Annotated in this window: 15 protein-coding genes; 12 read left to right on the top strand and 3 right to left on the bottom strand. The window is 37.7% G+C overall.

The annotated features are described in order from the left end of the window. Positions 1-202 precede the first annotated feature (202 nt). The 8 genes from GWI59_RS16560 to GWI59_RS16525 all read left to right on the top strand — a co-directional run bounded on the left by GWI59_RS16560 (position 203) and on the right by GWI59_RS16525 (position 12,740). The gene (locus GWI59_RS16560; RefSeq protein WP_161669626.1) at positions 203-835 is read left to right on the top strand and encodes a response regulator transcription factor; all 633 of its coding nucleotides are present in this window, start codon (positions 203-205) and stop codon (positions 833-835) included. A 1-nt stretch (position 836) separates the two neighbouring features. Next, positions 837-2,393, top strand: a complete 1,557-nt coding sequence (locus GWI59_RS16555) for an MASE1 domain-containing sensor histidine kinase (RefSeq protein ID WP_115065121.1) — start codon at positions 837-839, stop codon at positions 2,391-2,393. Positions 2,394-2,460: 67 nt separating this feature from the next. Beyond that, positions 2,461-3,813, top strand: coding sequence for an MFS transporter family glucose-6-phosphate receptor UhpC (uhpC, locus tag GWI59_RS16550; RefSeq protein WP_337247390.1), 1,353 nt, complete (start codon positions 2,461-2,463; stop codon positions 3,811-3,813). A 2-nt stretch (positions 3,814-3,815) separates the two neighbouring features. After that, positions 3,816-4,847 carry an ABC transporter substrate-binding protein gene (locus GWI59_RS16545; protein ID WP_006534965.1) on the top strand — a complete coding sequence of 344 codons (1,032 nt, stop codon included), beginning with the start codon at positions 3,816-3,818 and terminating at the stop codon, positions 4,845-4,847. A 74-nt stretch (positions 4,848-4,921) separates the two neighbouring features. Next, the gene (locus tag GWI59_RS16540) at positions 4,922-7,000 is read left to right on the top strand and encodes an ABC transporter permease (RefSeq protein WP_072063605.1); all 2,079 of its coding nucleotides are present in this window, start codon (positions 4,922-4,924) and stop codon (positions 6,998-7,000) included. 15 nt (positions 7,001-7,015) lie between these two features. Next, positions 7,016-8,056, top strand: coding sequence for a ferric ABC transporter ATP-binding protein (gene fbpC, locus GWI59_RS16535; RefSeq protein ID WP_115065120.1), 1,041 nt, complete (start codon positions 7,016-7,018; stop codon positions 8,054-8,056). 222 nt (positions 8,057-8,278) lie between these two features. Next, a complete protein-coding gene (locus tag GWI59_RS16530; protein WP_161725119.1) occupies positions 8,279-10,360 on the top strand; it encodes a TonB-dependent receptor domain-containing protein in 2,082 nt (693 codons plus the stop codon). A gap of 10 nt (positions 10,361-10,370) precedes the next feature. Further along, the gene (locus GWI59_RS16525) at positions 10,371-12,740 is read left to right on the top strand and encodes a TonB-dependent receptor domain-containing protein (RefSeq protein WP_161725116.1); all 2,370 of its coding nucleotides are present in this window, start codon (positions 10,371-10,373) and stop codon (positions 12,738-12,740) included. 240 nt (positions 12,741-12,980) lie between these two features. On the opposite strand, the gene GWI59_RS16520 is transcribed toward GWI59_RS16525, so the two are convergent. Both GWI59_RS16520 and dsdX read right to left on the bottom strand, forming a co-directional pair. Beyond that, positions 12,981-14,309 (bottom strand): D-serine ammonia-lyase, encoded by a 1,329-nt coding sequence (locus tag GWI59_RS16520; protein WP_161725114.1) that lies wholly within the window; start codon positions 14,307-14,309, stop codon positions 12,981-12,983. 12 nt (positions 14,310-14,321) lie between these two features. Continuing rightward, entirely contained in the window at positions 14,322-15,659 is a 1,338-nt protein-coding gene (gene dsdX, locus GWI59_RS16515) for a D-serine transporter DsdX (RefSeq protein ID WP_072063609.1), read from the bottom strand. 223 nt (positions 15,660-15,882) lie between these two features. Between dsdX and dsdC the strand changes: the two genes are divergently transcribed. Further along, entirely contained in the window at positions 15,883-16,827 is a 945-nt protein-coding gene (dsdC, locus tag GWI59_RS16510) for a DNA-binding transcriptional regulator DsdC (RefSeq protein ID WP_006534973.1), read from the top strand. Between the two features lie 229 nt (positions 16,828-17,056). On the opposite strand, the gene gss is transcribed toward dsdC, so the two are convergent. Continuing rightward, positions 17,057-18,934, bottom strand: a complete 1,878-nt coding sequence (gene gss / locus GWI59_RS16505) for a bifunctional glutathionylspermidine amidase/synthase (RefSeq protein ID WP_109847851.1) — start codon at positions 18,932-18,934, stop codon at positions 17,057-17,059. A gap of 602 nt (positions 18,935-19,536) precedes the next feature. Here gss and GWI59_RS16500 point away from each other — a divergent pair. The 3 genes from GWI59_RS16500 (at position 19,537) to GWI59_RS16490 (ending at position 21,102) form a co-directional block, all read left to right on the top strand. After that, the gene (locus tag GWI59_RS16500; protein ID WP_072063612.1) at positions 19,537-19,824 is read left to right on the top strand and encodes a helix-turn-helix domain-containing protein; all 288 of its coding nucleotides are present in this window, start codon (positions 19,537-19,539) and stop codon (positions 19,822-19,824) included. Between the two features lie 303 nt (positions 19,825-20,127). Then, entirely contained in the window at positions 20,128-20,685 is a 558-nt protein-coding gene (locus GWI59_RS16495; RefSeq protein WP_006534977.1) for an iron transporter, read from the top strand. A gap of 69 nt (positions 20,686-20,754) precedes the next feature. Further along, on the top strand, positions 20,755-21,102 hold the full coding sequence (locus GWI59_RS16490; protein WP_072063614.1) for a cupredoxin domain-containing protein: 348 nt from the start codon (positions 20,755-20,757) through the stop codon (positions 21,100-21,102). Positions 21,103-21,104: the final 2 nt, after the last annotated feature.

Here is a 21,104-nt window from a genome sequence, read left to right as displayed (position 1 = left end):
CATAGGCAGAGGTTCCCTGCTTATGGGAAATAAGAACAATAAATAACCTATTGGTATTATTGGCTTGTCACGATCCACCTTGATAAAACGAGATATAAGATTCAAAACCGAGTTTCTTCTCCATTTTTCCTCGCTTATCTTCCTGTAGCTTGTTATAAATCAGATAAGTATTATCTGACTACTCTCTGACTAATAAAAAATTATGATAAAAGTTGCTTTAGTAGATGATCACATTGTTGTGCGTTCTGGTTTTGCACAACTGTTAATGCTAGAACCCGATATTCACATTGTGGGTGAGTATTCTAATGGGCAAGAAGCATGGCCTTATTTAGTACATGATGATATTGATGTTGCCGTTATGGATCTCTCTATGCCCGGCGAAAGCGGTCTACAACTCCAAAACCGCTTAAAACAAAAGCGCCCTGATTTTCGAACTATTATTTTAAGTATCTATGACACCCCTGCTTTTGTTCAAAGTGCACTAGACTCTGGTGCTCGAGGTTATTTAACCAAACGTTGTGGCCCTGAAGAGTTAGTACAAGCCGTGCGCGCTGTACATCAAGGTGGCTGTTATCTTTGTTCTGATGCGATGAAAGCATTGCGACATACCCCTGAAAAAGAAGATGCATTACATTCTTTAACTCCTCGTGAAAGAGAAATTTTTAATCTTTTAATTCAAGGTGTTAATGTCAAAACAATTGCAGTACAACTTAATCTTAGCCATAAAACCGTACACGTTCATCGAGCCAATGTACTCGGTAAATTAGGCTGTGAAACAACCATCGATTTAGTTCATTTCGCCTTAAAAAATCAGTTGATCACAGGATCGTTGTAACATGAAAAGGGGACTGCGTTTTCTTCTTCAATCCCTCTTTTTATTACTCACCTATTCTTTACTTTGGCTATCACTTTGGGTGATTGGTTTCTATTTAAGTAAAAATGGGCAACAAGCCGCCCTTTTCTTACCTCAAGGTCTGCGATTAGCCCTAATCATTTTACTTTGGCGTCGCTTTTGGCTACCGATGTTATTTGCAGAATGGGGGCTTTATTACTGGCTAACGCAAGAGCAGTTAATTACCCATGCTATTATTTATCTTTCTCCATTATTAAGCCTAATTATCGCCTTAGAAGTGCAACGTATTTGGTGGCGGTATCCTCTCTACTGGCAACGCTTAACTCTATTAATTGGCGCTGTTGGCTTTAATAGCCTGCTACAAGCCTTTATTCTTGGCTTTTTTATTAATACCACCAGCGGAATTTTTCTGACCTCAGTCACTGGTGGCATATTACTCGCGCCTTTTGTTTTTTTACTTTATGAATATCTTCGTGAATTACAAAGTCGAGCGTTGATCTCTGTTGGAACACCTGATCCGCCATTAAGAACTTCCTTGCTAATGTGGGGATTTCTATTTTGTCTTATCGGATTAAGCGCACAGGTTTTCTTAACCCCCGAAATAGAGCGCTTATTAGTTATTCTCGTTTTTATTCCTAACGTCTTTATGGCTTATCGTTATGGCTGGCAAGGTGGCGTATTATCGGCATTACTCGGAAGCTTAATGATTACCTTTGCCCGCCAAGTAAACGGCGCATTTAATGACTTGCGTGAATTAGAAATGTTCTTAACCACACAAGCTATTATTGGTATTGGTTTAGGGATAGCGATAAGTCGTCAACAGCAATTAGCCCATAATTTACGTCATTATCGATTACGCCTAGAGCAAGAACTTCAAGCCAGACGTGAATTAATGGAGCAATTGGTTCATACCGAAGAAGATGTGAAAAAAGCCATTGCTCGCGAATTACATGATGAAATTGGACAAAATATTACCGCAATCCAAATTCAATCGATGCTAATTAAAAGAACCGCAGATAACGACAAAACACGCCAAACCGGAGAGCAAATTGAACGGCTCGCGCTACAAATTCATCAATCCACACGTCAACTGCTACGACAATTGCGCCCACCTGTTTTAGAAGAAATGTCGCTTGAAAAAGCCCTTCATCATTTAATCAATGAATTTGCCTTCAATGACAATGGCATCACCTGTAATTTTAATTATTCATTAGATAAAGAGCCTGAAAACGAAACCATAATTTTTACCCTCTATCGTTTAGTACAAGAGTTATTAAATAATATTAGTAAACATGCCAACGCAACCTATATTGAAGTTTCGTTAACCCAAAACAAAAACCGTCTACGGCTGATCATTAGCGATAATGGTATTGGTATGCTCCCCACATCATTATCAACACAACAAAGTGGCGGTTTTGGATTACGTGGCATTGAAGAACGCATTCGTGCTTTAGGCGGAGAATGGGAAGTGATAAATCATCACGGCACGAAAATAATTGTTAACTTACCCACAAATTCAAAAGAAAACAGTGAAAACTAAGAATAAGTCTTAGTCATCTACAACCTTATCTCATTCTTTTTCTCGACATTTTTTTTACATTTGCAACATCAAAGAGGATGTTATGTCAGGTAAAAATTCGGCATCAATAAATAAGACCTATAACTTTTGGCGCAAAAACTTAATGCTGTCGATGATTATCGGTTATGCCACTTTCTATCTCACACGTAAAAGCGTCAACTTTGTGATGCCCGTTATGCAAGTTGAATTGAATTTAGATAAAGGAGATATCGGTTGGATAGCCAGCCTTTTTTATCTCACTTACGGTTTATCTAAATTTATTTCCGGTATTTTCCATGATAGATGGGGATATCGCTGGTTTATGGGTGTGGGATTAGTGATGACTGGCGTTATGAATATTATTTTTGCCTATTGTCTCTCTTTTCCAGCACTGCTTTTGGTCTGGGCACTAAATGGTTTCTTTCAAGGTTTTGGCTGGCCCCCTTGTGCAAGGTTGTTAACACACTGGTATTCACGCAATGAACGCGGTTTCTGGTGGGGATTATGGAATATCTCAATCAACCTTGGCGGGATGAGTCTTCCCATTTTAACTGCGTGGCTAGCGACGCATTATAGTTGGCAAGTCGCACTGCTTATTCCCGGTATTATCGGCATCATCATCGGGCTGTGGTTGTGTGTACGATTAAAAGGAACTCCCGCAGAAGAAGGGCTTCCTACTGTGGGTGTGTGGCGGCGAGATGTTTTTGAATTACGTCAAGAGCAAGCCTCTCCCCCTAAACCTATGCTAACTATTTTGAAAGATAGCATTTTATTTAACCGAATGATTTGGTTACTAGGTTTTTCCTATATTTTGGTTTATCTCATACGTATGGCAATTAACGATTGGGGAAATATCTGGTTATCAGAAACACATGGCGCCAACTTATTGAGTGCTAACGCCATTCTCTCTTTATTTGAAGTGGGTGGCTTACTCGGGGCGTTATGTTCAGGCTGGGGCTCGGATTTATTATTCCGTGGCCAACGAGCACCAATGATATTGCTGTTTTCACTCGGGCTTTTTACCGCAGTAGCAGCGCTTTGGTTAATTCCAATTCATCATTATGCGTTACTCGCAGCCTGTTTTTTTAGTATCGGTTTTTTCGTGTTCGGACCACAGATGTTAATCGGGCTTGCTGCAACAGAATATTGTCATAAAAACGCAGCAGGCACGGTAACTGGCTACTTGGGATTGTATGCCTACTTAGGGGCAGCAATGGCAGGTTGGCCATTAAGTCAGGTCATGGCGCATTATGGTTGGACTGGGATGTTTGCATTATTAACCAGTGCTGCGGCCTTAATGGGACTCTTACTAATGCCATTGTTGATTGCTGATGTTAGCAAACAAGAGCATTTAGTTGGCCCACTTTCATTTTCCGATGACGACACATTTAAAAGGTTCTGAACATGAAATTGAAAACCCTCTCTACACTTGTTGCTGCTGGTCTGGCTCTGTCTGCTGTTAGCTTATCAACAAATGCGGCTGGTCGCTTAGTGGTTTACTGTAGTGCGACAAATGCAATGTGTGAAGCTGAAACAAAAGCCTTTGCCGAAAAGTATGATGTTAAAACCACCTTCGTTCGTAATGGTTCAGGAAGTACTTTAGCCAAAATCGAAGCTGAAAAACGCAATCCACAAGCTGATGTTTGGTATGGTGGTACAATGGATCCCCACTCACAAGCAGGTGAAATGGATCTACTAGAACCTTATGTTTCTCCTAATCTCGATCAAATCATGCCACAATTCCGTGATCCCGCTAAACGTAAAGGTAACTACTCTTCTGCGGTCTATGTCGGTATCTTAGGCTTCGGCGTCAATAAAGATCGCTTAAAAGAAAAAGGGATTGCTATTCCAACTTGTTGGAAAGATTTAATCAAACCTGAATATAAAGGTGAAATTCAAATCGCCGATCCACAAAGTTCAGGAACTGCTTATACCGCACTGGCAACCTTTGACCAGTTATGGGGTACTGAACAAGCCTTTGATTATCTGAAGAAAATCAATACTAATATCTCTCAATACACCAAATCAGGTATTGCCCCAGCGCGAAACGCCGCTCGTGGTGAAGCAGCCATTGGTATTGGTTTCTTACATGATTACTCATTAGAAGTTGAAAATGGTGCACCGCTTGAATTGATTTCACCTTGTGAAGGTACAGGCTATGAAATCGGTGGTGTCAGTATCATTAAAAATGCCCGTAATATGGATAACGCAAAATTATTCGTAGATTGGACACTCTCAAAAGAAGCGCAAGAAATTAGCTGGAAAGAAGGTAAATCTTACCAAATCCTAACAAATACCTCAGCAGAGTCTTCACCAATGGCACTGAAATTATCTGACTTAAAACTCATTAACTACGACATGGATAAATATGGCGATAGTGATGTGCGTAAAGAGTTGATTAATAAGTGGGTAACCGAAGTAAAAATGGGTAAATAGATCATCAACAGAGCGAGATAATCTCTCGCTCTCTTTTTCACATAATAATAAATACATTTACTTTCGGGGGATTTATGTCTCACACACTCGCTTTACCTGAAAAAAAGAGGCGGGATCCCATATTTTTATGGATCCTAATTGCATGGATGGCATTTGCTTTATTGCCATCATGGAGCCTTGATTACGGTCTTTTAGATTCAACAGCAGATGAATTACTCACCTCTTACGGTTGGAGTAGCGTCAATATCAGTTGGCTCTGGTTTTTATTACCAAGTTTACTGCTCTTTCGTTCATTTAACGAACCTAAGCGTGAAAATCGTTCTCGCCACTATTTTGATGCAAGTTTTGCCTTACTTTGTGCGGTTATTACGATAGTTAGTGCAACGCTTGAAGGACGAGGTTTAGGTTACTCTGCGATCATCCTCTTTATTGCTCTGGGAATGATCATGAAAACCGCCTTAACACGCTTGGAATGGCTTGGTGGTGATAGCTTTGTTATTGGCTCTTTGATAGCCGTTGTTGCACTGATTGGTGCCTTTATTATCTTTCCTAGCATCGCTATTTTTATTCCTATGTTTAAAGATAGTGCTGGCAATTTTGCACCTTTTGAGTTTATCGCTATTTTAAGTCAAGCTCATATTGTGCAAGTGATGCTCAATTCTATTGCGCTTTCTATTGCAGTAGGGATAGGTTGTACTTTCTTTGGTTTAATTCTAGCAATTTATACCTCTCGTATTGCGGTGCGCTCAGCCATTATTGGTCGCGTATTTTCTATCTTACCCATTGTAACACCTCCTTTTGTTGTTGGTTTAGGCGTCACACTTATGATGGGGCGCTCTGGTTATGTGACAGAGTTTCTTGCCACTTATGCAGGGCTTGAAAATACCAACTGGTTATATGGCTTTACTGGAATTTGGTTAGCGCAAGTGCTCGCCTTTACGCCTATGTCATTTATGATTTTAGACGGTGCCATTAAAACCATTCACCCTTCATTAGAAGAAGCGTCTTACACCTTAAGAGCTAACCGTTATCAAACCTTCTTTAACGTCTTTATGCCGTTACTTAAGCCGGCGTTAGCCAATGCGTTTTTAATTGTGATTGTGCAATCTCTTGCTGACTTTAGTAACCCATTGGTTTTAGGGGGCAACTTTGACGTTATCGCCACACAAATTTACTTCTATATCACCGGCTCTCAACTGGATTATCAATCTGCCAGTACATTAGGGGCGTCACTGTTAGTTTTCTCACTATTAGTGTTCTGTGTGCAGTATATGTGGATTGGTAAACGCTCTTACGTCACCGTATCAGGGAAATCCTATCGTGGTGATGTTCAACCTTTGCCATCGTCGCTAATTGCATTTGTGACAACAGTTTTAGCTATTTGGGTTGTCTTTAATATCTTGCTCTATGGCAGTATTTTCTATGGTAGCTTCACCGTTAACTGGGGAGTTGATTACACCTTAACGCTGGATAACTTTATCAAGTTATTTGGTCAAGGAATGAGTGATGGTGCATGGCCGTCGTTATTAGATACCTTGTTATATGCAGGTATTGCAGCACCGATTACCGCTATTCTCGGACTATTAATCGCCTATATCGTCGTGCGCCAAGACTTTAAAGGTAAGAAAAGTATTGAGTTCACAACAATGCTCTGTTTTGCTGTCCCGGGAACTGTTGCCGGTGTCTCTTATATTCTTGCGTTTAACGACTCACCTTTCTATTTAACGGGAACAGCGGCAATTGTCATTATCTCAATGACTATGCGTAACGTGCCTGTGGGAATACGTGCGGGTATTGCGGGATTAGGGCAAATTGATAAATCGCTTGATGAAGCTTCTCTAAGCTTAAGAGCAAATTCAATGAGAACGATTTTCTATGTGCTATTACCGTTATTACGCCCTGCTATTTTATCTGCGCTGATTTATAGCTTTGTGCGTGCGATTACCACAGTCAGCGCCATCGTCTTCCTTGTTACGCCTGATACACGTGTTGCAACTGCTTATATTTTAAACCGTGTTGAAGATGGAGAATACGGTGTCGCAATTGCCTATGGCTCGATTTTAATCGTCGTCATGTTGGCAATTATTTTCTTATTTGACTATTTGATTGGCGAAGCCCGTGTTTCACGCTCTAAAGCCAAAAATGCACAGTAATACGGAGTATAAATCATGACACAACAACATTTCGTTGAACTGAAAAATGTCATTAAGCGTTTTGGCACTAACACGGTTATTGAAGATCTCAGTTTATCTATTCCACAAGGCAAAATGGTTTCATTATTAGGCCCTTCAGGTTGCGGTAAAACAACCGTTTTACGTTTAGTTGCTGGGTTAGAAAAACCAACAGAAGGTAAGATCTTTATTGATGGTGAAGATGTCACTGAACGCTCAATTCAACAACGTGATATCTGTATGGTGTTTCAGTCTTATGCCCTTTTCCCTCATATGTCATTAGGGGAAAACATTGGCTATGGCTTAAAAATGCTTGGGCGTCCTAAAGCAGAAATCAAACAACGTGTTTCTGAAGCTTTAGCGCTGGTGGACTTAGCGGGCTTTGAAGATCGTTTTGTTGACCAAATATCAGGGGGACAACAGCAACGGGTTGCCTTAGCTCGCGCCTTAATTTTAAAACCTAAAGTACTGCTTTTTGATGAGCCACTCAGTAACCTTGATGCTAATTTACGTCGTAGCATGAGAGAAAAAATTCGTGAATTACAACAACAGTTTAATATCACTTCTCTTTACGTAACCCATGACCAAAGTGAAGCATTTGCGGTTTCTGATATGGTATTGGTGATGAATAAAGGCAAGATAATGCAATTAGGTTCACCGCAAACGCTTTATCGCCAACCAGCTTCTGAATTTATGGCCAGCTTTATGGGAGATGCAAACTTATTCCCAGCCACATTAGGCCCTGATTATGTTGATATTTTCCAATATCGTCTACCAAAGCCAGATACATTTAACACCACTAAAACAGACGTTAGAGTTGGAGTTAGACCAGAAGCTATCACCTTATCTCAACAAGGCGATGCCTGTCAGCAATGCAAAATCGTCCATGTCGCTTATATGGGTCCTCAGTATGAGGTAACCGTGGAATGGCAAAATCAGACTTTGCTATTACAAGTCAATGCCACACAGCTTCAACCAAATGTCGGTGATAGCTATTATCTGCAAATTCATCCTTATGGCATGTTTATTTTAGAATAAATAGTTTTACCCTATTTTCTCATTTATCTTCAAGGCGTCGTTATGACGCCTTTTTCACACCCTCATTTTTCATCTTCTCAATTTATTTTTTATTAAATTACATACAGTTATAGGTTTTTTATTATTTTTAAAAAATCATTACTTGCTAATGATAATTATACTTACTTACAATACTTTTTAAAATGTTACATTATAACATTACTTAAAAGGAGGGTGAACGGTATGAAGAAATCCATTTTTAGTTATACAACGCTTTTTATTTCAATAAGTTACTCTTTGTTTGCCAATGCAAGCTCTGCAATAAAATCAAAAGAAAATCAGACTAATGAGGTATTAAAAGTCTATTCAACACCTTTACATACGCCACAAGAAAAAATGGCAATACCTGTTGCAGTTTTGACACAAGAAGAGCTACGCGCTAATCGTAGTGCCTCAATTGCTGAAACATTGACATCTCTACCCGGTTTTCATGCCAGTTTTTTTGGTGGCGGTTCGGTACATCCGGTTATTCGGGGAATGTCTGGAAATCGAGTCAAGGTATTACACAGTGGTAGTGATCTTATGGATGTCTCGTCGATTGGTGCAGATCATGCAATCACCAGTGAACCCTTTTTAAGCCAGCGTATTGAAGTATTAAAAGGCCCTGCAACATTACTTTATGGAGGGGGGACAATAGGTGGTGCAATTAACGTTATTGATAGCAAGATTCCTATGTCAGTGCCTAAAAAAGGCTACGAGGGCGAATTACAGTATCAATACGATTCCGTTTCTAAGGGAAATACAGGATCAATCGGATTAACATTAGGAGAAGATAATTTAGCTCTGCACCTTGAAGGGACTAAACGTTATCAAAGCGATTACAAACAGCCAGCACCTTTGCATCAAGGAGAACCTAGCCGTTTAGCCGGATCTTATCAAGATAACCAATCGGCAAATATCGGTGCATCTTGGATCTTAGATGATGGCTATATTGGAATTGGCTATGGTGAACAACATCGCCGATATGGATTACCTGGGCATACGCATTTTCATGATCATGAAGAGGAACACCATCATCATACCCCAATTCGCCCTCCGCTAATCGGCCATCATCATCATAATCACAATCATGAATACCCTGATGAACAACATCAACATGGTATTCCTTATATTGTTATGGATAGCAAACGATGGGATCTTCGTGGTGAAAAAAACAATCCATTTACTGGTATTGAATCAATACGTTTCAGTGCGGCCAGAACCGATTATCATCATGATGAAAAAGAAGGAAATGAAGTCAGTACCTCATTTAAAAACAAAGGCGATGAATTAAGACTGACATTTACACATCAACCTATTTGGGGTTGGCATGGTGTTATTGGCGGGCAATTTAATCAGCGTGATTTTAGTGCTCAAGGAGAAGAAGCTTATGTACCGTCAACAAAAACAAAAAATCACTCACTCTTTTTATTAGAAGAATACCAATTAGGTGATTTTCGCTATGAATTAGGATTTCGCCAAGAGTGGCAATCACTGTTAAATAGAGAAACTCAAAAAAATAATAAGCAGAGTGCATCTTCTATTTCTGCTGGATTAGCATGGAATTTTACACAAGACTATTTTTTAAATTTATCACTCTCACACACGAAAAGATTACCTGTTGCAGAAGAGCTTTACGCGAATGGTGTTCATGCTGCAAGTCGAACTATTGAAAAAGGCGATCCTAATTTAACCGCAGAGGCTGCAAATAATATTGATATTGGAATAACTAAAGTAACAGGTGATATTCAATTCAATATGAGCGCCTATTATAACCGTATTAATAATTATATTTACGGTCAATTTACGGGGACTGAATTAAATAATGGCTATCGTTCATTACAATATGTTCAAAATGATGCACAGTTTAAAGGTATAGAAGGAAATATTGATTATTACTATAACCAAGATAGCTTAATTGGTATTTCTGGTGATTATGTTAGAGCAAATTTACTACACAATAAGGGAAATATACCAAGAATACCGGCTTATCGTTTAAGTACTTATATTAAACATAGTTTTACAGAAAACGTAATTGGACAAATCCGCATTGATCATTTTGGAAAACAGAATAAAACAGCAGACTATGAAACATCCACAGAGGCTTATAACACAGTTAGTTTAGGTAGTGAATATATTGGTTATTTAGATAACACAGATTATACCTTATACGCCAAGATTAATAATATCTTTGATGCAAAAGGGAAAGACAGCACCTCTTATATTAAAGATGAAATGTATTTACCTGGTCGTAATATTATCTTAGGCGCTACTCTTACATTCTAATATGAATATCATGAAAAAAAGTAAACTCTCTATTATTTTACTTATACTTTTGTCGTCTCCTTTATATGGAAAAGAGAATAATCAAGATAAAAGCCAAGAAAAAGAAACATCAAACGATGTTATTACTGTTAAAGCAACATCAATAAAAAACAAAGAGACATTCTCCTCTTTATTACTCAATAATCGAGAAGAGATAAAAGGAAAACAACTTGAACAAATAAAAACAAATACGATTGGTAATACCGTTGCAAAAGTTGCTGGTGTACAAGCCGAAGGCTTTGGCCCTAATGCTGCAAGACCTGTTATTCGAAGTTTATCAGGAAATCGTGTAGGCATTTTAGTCAATAATCTACCAATTAATGATGTTTCATTTATTAGTGGAAATATGCCAATCCCCATTGATATGAATAGAATTAATGAAATATCGATTAGCAAAAACTCTGAAGCACTCTTTTATGGTGGTAGTACAAGCGGTGGAGCTATTCATTTGTGGGATGACCGAATAATGACACAGCTACCTGAAAAAGCGATTTCAGGTGCCGTGACTTTTAATGGAAGTACCAATAACGGTAATGGAGGTTCTGCAAATATTAAGTTCAGCGATGAAGAAAACTGGATTTTTAATATTTCAGGTGCCACTAAACGCGTCTCTCGATATAAAATTCCAACACGCTCTAAAGTGGGGGCTTGTTATAGCTATCAACAACTAAAAGACCATTTTGCATTACGTGATCAATGCCAAGTGGATATGAAAGTATTTACTAGCCGTAATCCTGAAGCTTATCCTTACATTAGTGAGTTTTGGAAAAAATATCAGGTTGAATATGAGCTAAGTGAAGATGAAAAATATACCTTTAAAGATAAAGACTATTTTTCAGGTGTTGGCTATGTTGATAACGAACCCAATTCACAATATAAACCGGGTAGTCCCACATCGATTGAACATGTGACTCCACCTAAACATTATGTTGAAAATAATAATAAAGAGATCCCAAATAGCTTTTTAAAAAGCCAAAGTGGCAATGCATCTCTTTCTTATATTAGAGATGAAGGCTATATAGGTTTATCTGTTACTGATTTTCAGACTTCTTACGGTGTACCGGGTTATGCTTATCTCACCACAAAAACAAGTCGAGAAATGTATAAGCCTGTTTCGGTTTCAAATCATAATCGGCGAATAGATATACAAGGAAAACATTATCACTTAACACCTTTTTTAAGAGACAGCGCTTTTTATTACTCTTATTCTGAATCGAAAGATGAAGAATTAGTGGGACAAATTGCATCATCCGTATTTGAGACCAAAAATCACCAATTAGCATTAGAAACGGCACATGCTCCACTCTTTAATCGGTTAAACGGTGCTATTGGCGTTAACGGTAATTATCGTGATCTGAAAACGTCTGGTTATGATGCTTATTTACCCAGTGTATTAACCAAAGAGTACGGAATATATTGGGTTGAATCGCTAAATTTATCTCCTTTTGAGCTCACTGCTGGATATCGTAAAGGTTACACTCAACATAATCTCAATATTCCAGCGAATTATAATCGTGGTAGAGGGCAAGGTTCTAATTTACAAAACCGTCATTTTGATACAAGTGCAAATACACTCGCCCTATCTTTTACACCAATTGATGAATGGACATTAAAACTACAACAAAATATTTCTTATCGAGCACCAGAAATTAATGAACTTTATACACATGGCCCTCATTATGCTTATTTAATTGAAGAACAAGGAAACAGTAAATTTAATACCGAAAAAAGCAAAAGTATTGAATTATCATCTGTTATTGAGATTGGCAATTTCTCTAATAAGATTAATTTGTATAAAACAGACTACAGTGATTTTAAATTTAGGCGATTAACGGGGATCAGTCGTGGTGGTGTTACCGTTATGGAGTGGGATGAAACTGATCTCGAAACAAAAGGATTAGAATACGAATTTAAGTATTTATATGAAATGCCTCACGATCATAATCTTACATTTACACTATTCGGGGATTTTGTCGAAAATAAAAGTAAAAGAAAGTTATTTATTGCAGGTAATTATTTACCAAACTTACCTAATGAAAAACATGGTATTGGCATTAATTATCAGCATGGCGAATTAACAGCATTTAGTCGCGCAACTTACTATAAAAAACAGAAAGAGAGTGGTGGATTAATGTATGGTGGAGATATTACCTTTCCTTCCTATACTTTAGTCGATGCCGGTATTGGTAAAAAATATCATCTTGATAAGTTAGATGTCTCCGTTGATTTTATGATTAATAATCTCACTAATACTGAAGCAAGGCCTGCATCTTCTCAATTAAAATATTTAGCCCCATTACCGGGTCGAAACTATGGGGTAAATGTTAAAATTGATTTTTAATATATTATGATTTAGCAAGATATAAAGTAACGAGGCACCCAATGGGTGCCTCTTTTTTATAATAATACTACGACATTTTCCCCTGGTGTGACATCCTGGTGTGAATGTTTGATGTAACACTTGGTGTAACACATTGCTACGCTATTATTGTTTTAGATAACAATTCAAAATACTGGCACGACTCCCTTTATTTTTTAATTTAATAAGCGATCAAAAAAACTAACCCCCCCGCTCTACACTCTATTTTCCTTGAGCGAAATATTTTTGCATTTCATCCTCAGGAACCATACCACCACCCGTCGCCCATACTAAATGTGTGGCATTTTGCATTTTTTGGCTATCTAGTGATAAACCTTGTAGATAATCTTTAGCTTGAGTGACATGTACAGCTCCCACCATTCCTGCTAAAGCCGAAGGTTCTAACTTAATTTCTTCTTCTTTATTTAATAAACTAAGTAAGTCATAAAGCTCTTGATCATCAATAGTGTAATAACCATCAATTAAGCGCTCCATTGCTCGACCAACAAAGCCTGATGCGCGGCCAACAGCCAGACCATCAGCGGCAGTGACGTTATCGATACCAATCTCTTGTACAGAGATACCTTCATGTAATTGGGTATAAACGCCCAATAACATACAAGGTGAATGTGTTGGCTCAGCAAATAAACAGTGCACTGCATCACCAAATGCCAGTTTTAACCCAAAAGCAACACCACCAGGGCCACCACCAACACCACAAGGTAAATAAACAAACAGAGGATGTTCACTATCAACACGAACACCTTGTTCTTCAAATTGACGTTTTAAACGTAATCCCGCTACCGCATAACCCAAAAACAATGTTTTTGAATTTTCATCATCGATAAAAAAACAGTTGGGATCTTTCTCTGCTTGTTTGCGACCTTCTTCTACCGCGATACTGTAATCTTGTTTATATTCAACAACATTAACGCCATGAGAACGTAATTTATCTTTTTTCCACTGACGTGCATCAGCAGACATATGAACACTCACACTAAAGCCTAATTTCGCACTCATGATCCCAATAGACATACCTAAGTTGCCTGTTGAGCCTACCGCGATACTGTATTGGCTAAAGAATTTACGGAATTCATCAGAGAATAATTTTTCATAATTATCATCTGTACTCAGTAATCCCGCGTTGATTGCCAATTTCTCAGCGTGCGTTAATACTTCATAAATCCCACCACGCGCTTTAATTGAACCTGAAATAGGTAGATGGCTATCCTTTTTCAAACGCAATTGACCGCTAATGGATGTGTTATAGCGCTTTTCAAGAGCAACTTTCATCTTAGGAATATCAATCACTTCAGATTCGATAATCCCTTGAGTCACCGCCGTTTCTGGAAATGCTTTAGCTAAATAAGGTGCAAAACGTTGTAACCGTGCTTGTGCGTCAATTACATCATCTTGCGTTAAACCAACATATGGAAGTCCCTGGTCAGTGGTGGTCACGTTTGGGTTAAACCAAACCACTTCTTTTAAGTCCACTAAGTCACGCACTAGTGGAAAATGACTGATTAATTTATTTATATCTATATGGCTCATAGTCGTTCTCTTTTATATGACAAAAGAAAGCATAAATGTACCGCCTAATGCGACAAAGGAGGCAATAAAGGTCGCGACACTGTAAAAACGAAAAGTTTCACTTAAAGTTGCATTACAATACTGTTTCACTAACCAAAACAGTGAGTCTGTGACGATGGTACAACCAATAGCACCTGAACCAATTGCTAATGTAATAATTTCAGGGCTAATGTCTGGGTATAAAGGCATTAATGGTGCAACAATTGCAGTAGCCCCCATCATTGCAACCGTTGCAGAACCTACTGCAGCATGAAGGATAATGGCAACTAACCAAGCCAATAAAATAGGATGCATATCTAAATTAGAAAGAATTAACGCTAAAGATTCACTTAAACCACTGCCTTTTAAAATGCCATTAAAAGCGCCACCCGCACCAATAATTAATAAAATGTTGGCAATAGAGCTAAAGCTATCTTCTGTTTTCTTCAATAAAGTATTCATGCCCATATTACGGCGAATACCTAATACATAATAAGCAACAAAGGCAGCAATAAACATCGCAGTAATTGGATTACCAATAAACTGTAATGCGGTATAAACCGATGTGCCTTTAGTCATATTTAATTCTGCAGCTGTTTTTATCAGCATCAGAAAAATTGGCAATAATACTGTAAAGAGAGTGGCACCGAGCGAAGGCAAATCTTTTTCTTCACGAATTTCCATGTCAGAAAATTCTTCAGGTACAGTTTTAAATGGTAAGCGCTCGCCTAACATTTTTAAGAATAAAGGCCCTCCCACTAAAGATGCGACTAAACCAACAGCAAGACCCGCAACAATAACGGTTCCCATATCTGCCCCTAATTCATTAGTCACGAATAGTGCAGCAGGGTGAGGAGGAACAATACAGTGAACAGCCATTAATGCTGTACATAATGGAATAGCTAATTTTAATAATGAAGTATTTGTTTTTTTCGCAATTGAGAAAGCAAGAGGAATAAGTAATACCACACCCACTTCAACAAAGAGTGTAATACCACAAATAAGACCAACTAATACCATAATAACGTCTGGAGATAGCCAACGACATTTTTGTAATGTAATACCGATGCGTTCTGCGGCACCTGATATTTCCATCATCTTACCAAGAATGGTTCCTAAACCGATAATTGCTGCTAAAAATCCTAACGTACCGCCAATGCCGTTTTCAATCGCATTTACCATTTCTAAAGGATTCATCTTCATTGCTGTACCCACGAAGAAGCTTGCCAATAGTAAGGCTAAAAACGGATGAAACTTAAATTTTATTATAGTAAAAACAATGAGCAAAATACTAATTATAAGGGTACCCAGCACCCATAACGTTGAGTCCATACATCCATCCCAAATATTTTATTTATTGTTATTCATATTGAATATTAATCATTAAGCACTTACAAATGATGAAAAATCACACTAAGATGAACTCAATTAATTCAAATAAGTGATATAAAGCACAAATAATTACATTTTGATAAGTAGTAGCATGATATTTCATCTTAACATTAGCTTGATTATTAACTTGCGTTACTATCAATAACAAAACGAGAATAAAAGAATGTTTGAATCTTCTAGCGTGATTTTAAGAAATAAACGATTATCCAGTTATCAATTAGCAAGACTTCACACTTTTGAAGCAACAGGTCGCCACCTTTCATTCGCTTTAGCGGCAGAAGAACTGTCATTAACCCCCAGCGCCATTAGCCACCGTATTAATACATTAGAAGAAGAGCTGGGCATTAAGCTGTTTAACCGCTTTCATCGCCGAATAGAGTTAACAGAAGAAGGTGAACGAATTTATTGGGCACTTAAAAAAACGCTAGAAGATATTAACCAAGAAATTTTAGATATTCATAACCAAGAAGTTTCGGGCGTTCTCACTGTTTATTCTCGACCTTCTATTGCCCAATGTTGGTTAGTTCCTCGTATTTCAGATTTTACTGAGCGTTATCCATCTATTGAATTAAATCTGTTTACAGGAAATGATGATATTAACTTTCGAGGTTATGGTATTGATCTCGCAATCTATTTTGATGATAAGCAACTGCAAAACCTTTATTGTGAAGATTTAATCTCAGAATCTATTATTCCTGTATGTAGTCCTAAATATGCGAAAAAACATGAGCTTATTGGCAATATTCATCATCTTTCTAATTGTACTTTGCTACATGATAGGCAAGCTTGGAGCAATAACTCTGATTTCGATGAATGGCGAGCTTGGGGTGAATATATGGGGATTTCACTTTTTCCTAATCGTAGCAATATCTGTTTTGACCGCTCTGATCTTGCTGTTATTGCTGCGGTTAACCACTCAGGAGTGGCAATGGGAAGAAAGCGTTTAGTGCAAAAACAACTGGCTAATAAAGAATTAATTATCCCTTTTGATAATAGTGAGCTTTTTTGTGCTCAGCGTTATTACCTTGTCACTCGAAATGAAAAGAATAATGCTAAAGTACAGCTTTTCATTCAGTGGCTAAAAAAACAAATCAAGGAAAATATGTAATTTTTTAAGGAAAATCCGATGAAAGAAATGATATTCACAACACAACAACTTATTGCAATTTCCGTATAAATCCACTCATCAAATTCAAACGTTGAAAGCGATGCTAATAACTCACTAACTGTTTGAATTTTTGTGTCATTTTATTTCCCACCAAGAGTACTAGTTATTCTTAAAATAAACCCGCCAATTAGGCGGGCTTATTATTTCTTAATTCTAAACGTCTATGATCTTATTTAGCTAAAAAGTGTTTATCTTCAATCACAATTAAAGGTTCAATATCACTCTCTTTTTTAATCACTAGCGTTGGATCTGAACGTAAACAACAACCGCCATAATGCCCACCCACGGTGAAAGTACAAACTTGGATATAACGATTTGCTACTTTTGGTAAACACCATAATTCTTGGTAAATATTTTCTTGGTGATCAAATTGACCATAAGTTTCATCTAACACATTCTCTTTATGATCGACTAAACCAATGTTACTACCACAGCGCCCCGCTATCGGTTTAATAGCATAACCACTTTGTTCAAGACGAGGTGTTACAGTGAAATCAGTGTCTAACAAATAAGGGTTATCAGGGAACAATTGCCATAAGATAGGTAAAATTGCTTTATTACTTGGAATAAGTGTCCAAAGAGGTTCAAAAACAGTAATTTCAGGACGTAAAAGTACATCAACCAAGCGAACTTCACCTTCAGGATGCCCTGTACGAATAGGGATCAGCGCTTGTTGCTCACTCTCTTCTCTTAGTTGCTCTAACGCAGTTTCCCAAGCCCATGTTTTCCATACACATTCAACAATGCGCTTATCTGCATCAATCAATTGACCACGGCTATTCCAATGAAGCTCATCCAATCCACGTAGAATTTTACTGTGATAACCTGCTTGGGTCAGTGATTGTTGCATAAAGAGAGCGTGATAATCTTCTTCACTATCATCATCTTGAAGAATATGCACAAAAGGTTTTGCATCACAGTGTTTCCAAGCATCCGCTAATGCATCAAGTAAGCGTTCTCCAGGGTTAAAGCCCTCTTTAATTCCACCTTTCTGCGCCCATTTCTCAATGATTAAGCCCGCTTCGGTATGACAAGAGGCTGAGTCGGCATTATATTCATAAACTTTGACTCCTCGCTCATCCATACAAAAATCTAATCGTCCCGTGATCATTTGATGGCGCCTGTTTTGCCATGACAAACGAATACGAGGCCACAGCACTTCAGGGATATCGAATAAACGCAGTAACTTATCGTCTTTCAACACTTTTTCAGTTGCATGCAAATACATCAAATGCATTTCATTACTTGCGCGAATAAGCTCCTGTTCTGCACTTTCTGAAATGGTGAAATATTCATAGCTATTTTGATTGATAATATGACCGTGCTGAGCTAGAACATAGGCTTTTTCCAGAGGTGAGCTTTCATCTAGCCACTTCCCATCGAATTGGCCTTTATTATCAAGCTTTGCAGCATGAATATTTAACAGCTCAGGCATGATTTTAGGTTGAGGAAGGCTATAAACATTAGGCTCTGTTTGGATCATCCAACCTAAAAGAGTTGTATTATCAAAGGTATCTTGAATAAAGTAGCCATTATCCGTCACTTTAAGAGGTAATTCCCTAGTCCACTGTTGCCCCATAGGTAATTTAGTGTGGATAACATTTTGTTCCGCAATACGAACTTTATCTTCAAGCACTTCAGTAATAACAGCAACATGCCCTGTTACTTTAAACTCACCACCTTCGTGCCAAATTAGCAAAGCGCCCACAGCTGGAGGTTGTTTGCTACCATTTTCAAAGGCTTGTAATGGTAATATATCATCGTCTATGGTTTTACGTAAAAAACGCAATGAGAAGATCTCATAAGCCATTCCCACATCAGTAAATACAGCACCGTAATGCAGATAAAGAAAACGACGAGCAAACTCAACACACTGCCACTTGTGCCCCATATATTCATTACCAATATAACTACGGAATGAATCATTAGCAGCATAGTCTTCTTTATCAATACTGCTGTAATCTGAAGAGTAAATCGCGACACCACCGGGCGCATAACCTAGTAATGTTCCAAATGGTTCATGACGAATGACATCTTTTACATTCATAATCTCGACCTTGACGATAAATAAATAATTACCCTGCAACACTTATAATCTTGCCTAAGTATTATAGTTAACAATCTTAACGCCGTAGCCTATTAGATGTGAATGTAATTTTATAAAAGTCAATAAAGTGAAGAGAGTCGTTTAAATTTAACACGAGTTTAAGAAAAGAAATCTTACTGATATAAAAAAAAACTCAAAAATAACCCATTATAAAAATACATAAAAGGTATTTTCGAGTATAAACACAGTCAAAGAGGGTTTTGTCTTTTTTGTTATAGCCTCATTATTTACTCTTTATTAATCATAAATGCGAGCACAAATAATAAATAAAATGGTGTTTAGGCAATATATAGCACTGTTTATCAAAATTTTCTCGATTATCCTGCTAGAAAAAGGAAGGATATCAAAATAGTTTAATAAAAATTAATATCATCTTATAGCCTGACGGGTATAAATAATTCATCCCATTAACCGATAACACTATAGAATGGATTTTACTCATTCAAGCCGGAGTGCTTGTTTACTTTGAAGATCCATCCCAGAAACTTGATATTCGAATTATTGAATATTATTGGTGGTTGATAGGAAGAATGAGGTCACTAATGTCAAAGATTTATCCCATTTCTCAAATTATTGGGCATAAAATTCGTAAGCAACGCCAGCAACTTCGCTTATCAGCAAAGGTTGTCGCTGAACGAGTTGGTATTAGCCAACAACAATTTTCACGTTATGAGAATGGGCTATGTAAAATTGATGTTGATATGCTCTTTCATATTGCACAAGAGCTAAAAGTCACGCCTGCATTTTTCCTACCGCCAAATGAAGAGCAAGTTTCTGCTGTGGCACTGACACAGTCCAAACAGTTTTGGAGTGCTCAAAGTCAAATTTAATATTCTTAGTATGGAAATCTTCTGTCTTATCATTTCATTAAGGTAAATAGGATTTCCATATATCATTCTTAATTGAATGATTTTATGGGATATTATCATCTGAAGCGATTAATTCCATTTATATATTTCCTTCAAAACAACAAATTTTTTTCTTTTATAAAAGAAAATGTTATCACTATTTTTACTCACTTTCCGACCAACTTAAGCGATATTTTTCGTATAAATTATCTCCTATTTCTAATACAAATCATGCTAACCTTAACAAGAATAATAACAATTATCATTCAATAATAGAGGTTAAACATGAAATATCGCTATGCACTCTCTCTCACTGCTTTCTCATTTCTTTCTGCGTCCGCTTTAGCTGTTGAATATCCAGTTGGTCATCCTATTATTAAAAATGGTATGGAAATTCAAGGAGTTTATCTCCAACCTATCACCATGGATGTTGAAGAAGGCCATCATGCGATGAATCACTTGGCTGCTGATAAGGCAGATATCCATTTAGAAGCCGATATTCATGCCACAGAAGATAATCCGAATGGATTTGCTGAAGGCGATTGGATCCCGTACCTCACCATTGAATATACCGTAACAAAATCCGATGCACCTGCGAAAAAACAGCAAGGTACATTTATGGCGATGGTTGCCAACGATGGTCCTCACTATGGTGAAAACCTGAAGCTGGATGGAAATGGTCAATATAATGTGACCTATAAGATTTACCCACCTTCATACAACAAAGATATCGTTTTTGGTCGCCATATCGATAAAGAAACGGGTGTTGCACCTTGGTTTGAACCCTTTGAAGTGTCATGGGATTTCACCTATAGCGGTACTGGCCGTAAAGGTAGTTACTAATTAGCTTGATAACGGATAAATCCAACCATTTGGATTTATCCTTTTTCTCTTTTTTTAAGTGAAACGCTGATGATCAAAATTCTCTCTAGATACACATTATTGCTACTGTTAATGGTGACATCCTCTGTTTTGGCAGCAGAGAAATACACCGTTGAATTAGAAATGAAAGATGGTGAACTTATTCCTCAAGTGCTCGAAGTACCCGCTAAAACCCCCATTAGAATAAAAATTCGTAATACAGGCACCAGCCCTGTTGAATTTGAAAGTACACAGTTGCGTAAAGAAAAAGTATTAGCACCGGGCGCAAATTCTGTCGTTGTCATCGCACCGCTAAAACCGGGTCGTTACACCTTCTTTGATGATTTTCACCTTTCTCATCCTCAAGGTGAAATTGTTGCAACTGAAAAGGCAGAGTAAAT

It is taken from the genome of Proteus sp. G2673 (assembly GCF_009915125.1).
Taxonomy (GTDB): domain Bacteria; phylum Pseudomonadota; class Gammaproteobacteria; order Enterobacterales; family Enterobacteriaceae; genus Proteus; species Proteus penneri.
The sequence above is the reverse complement of the archived record's forward strand: the minus strand, read 5'-3'. Positions and strand labels throughout refer to the sequence as shown.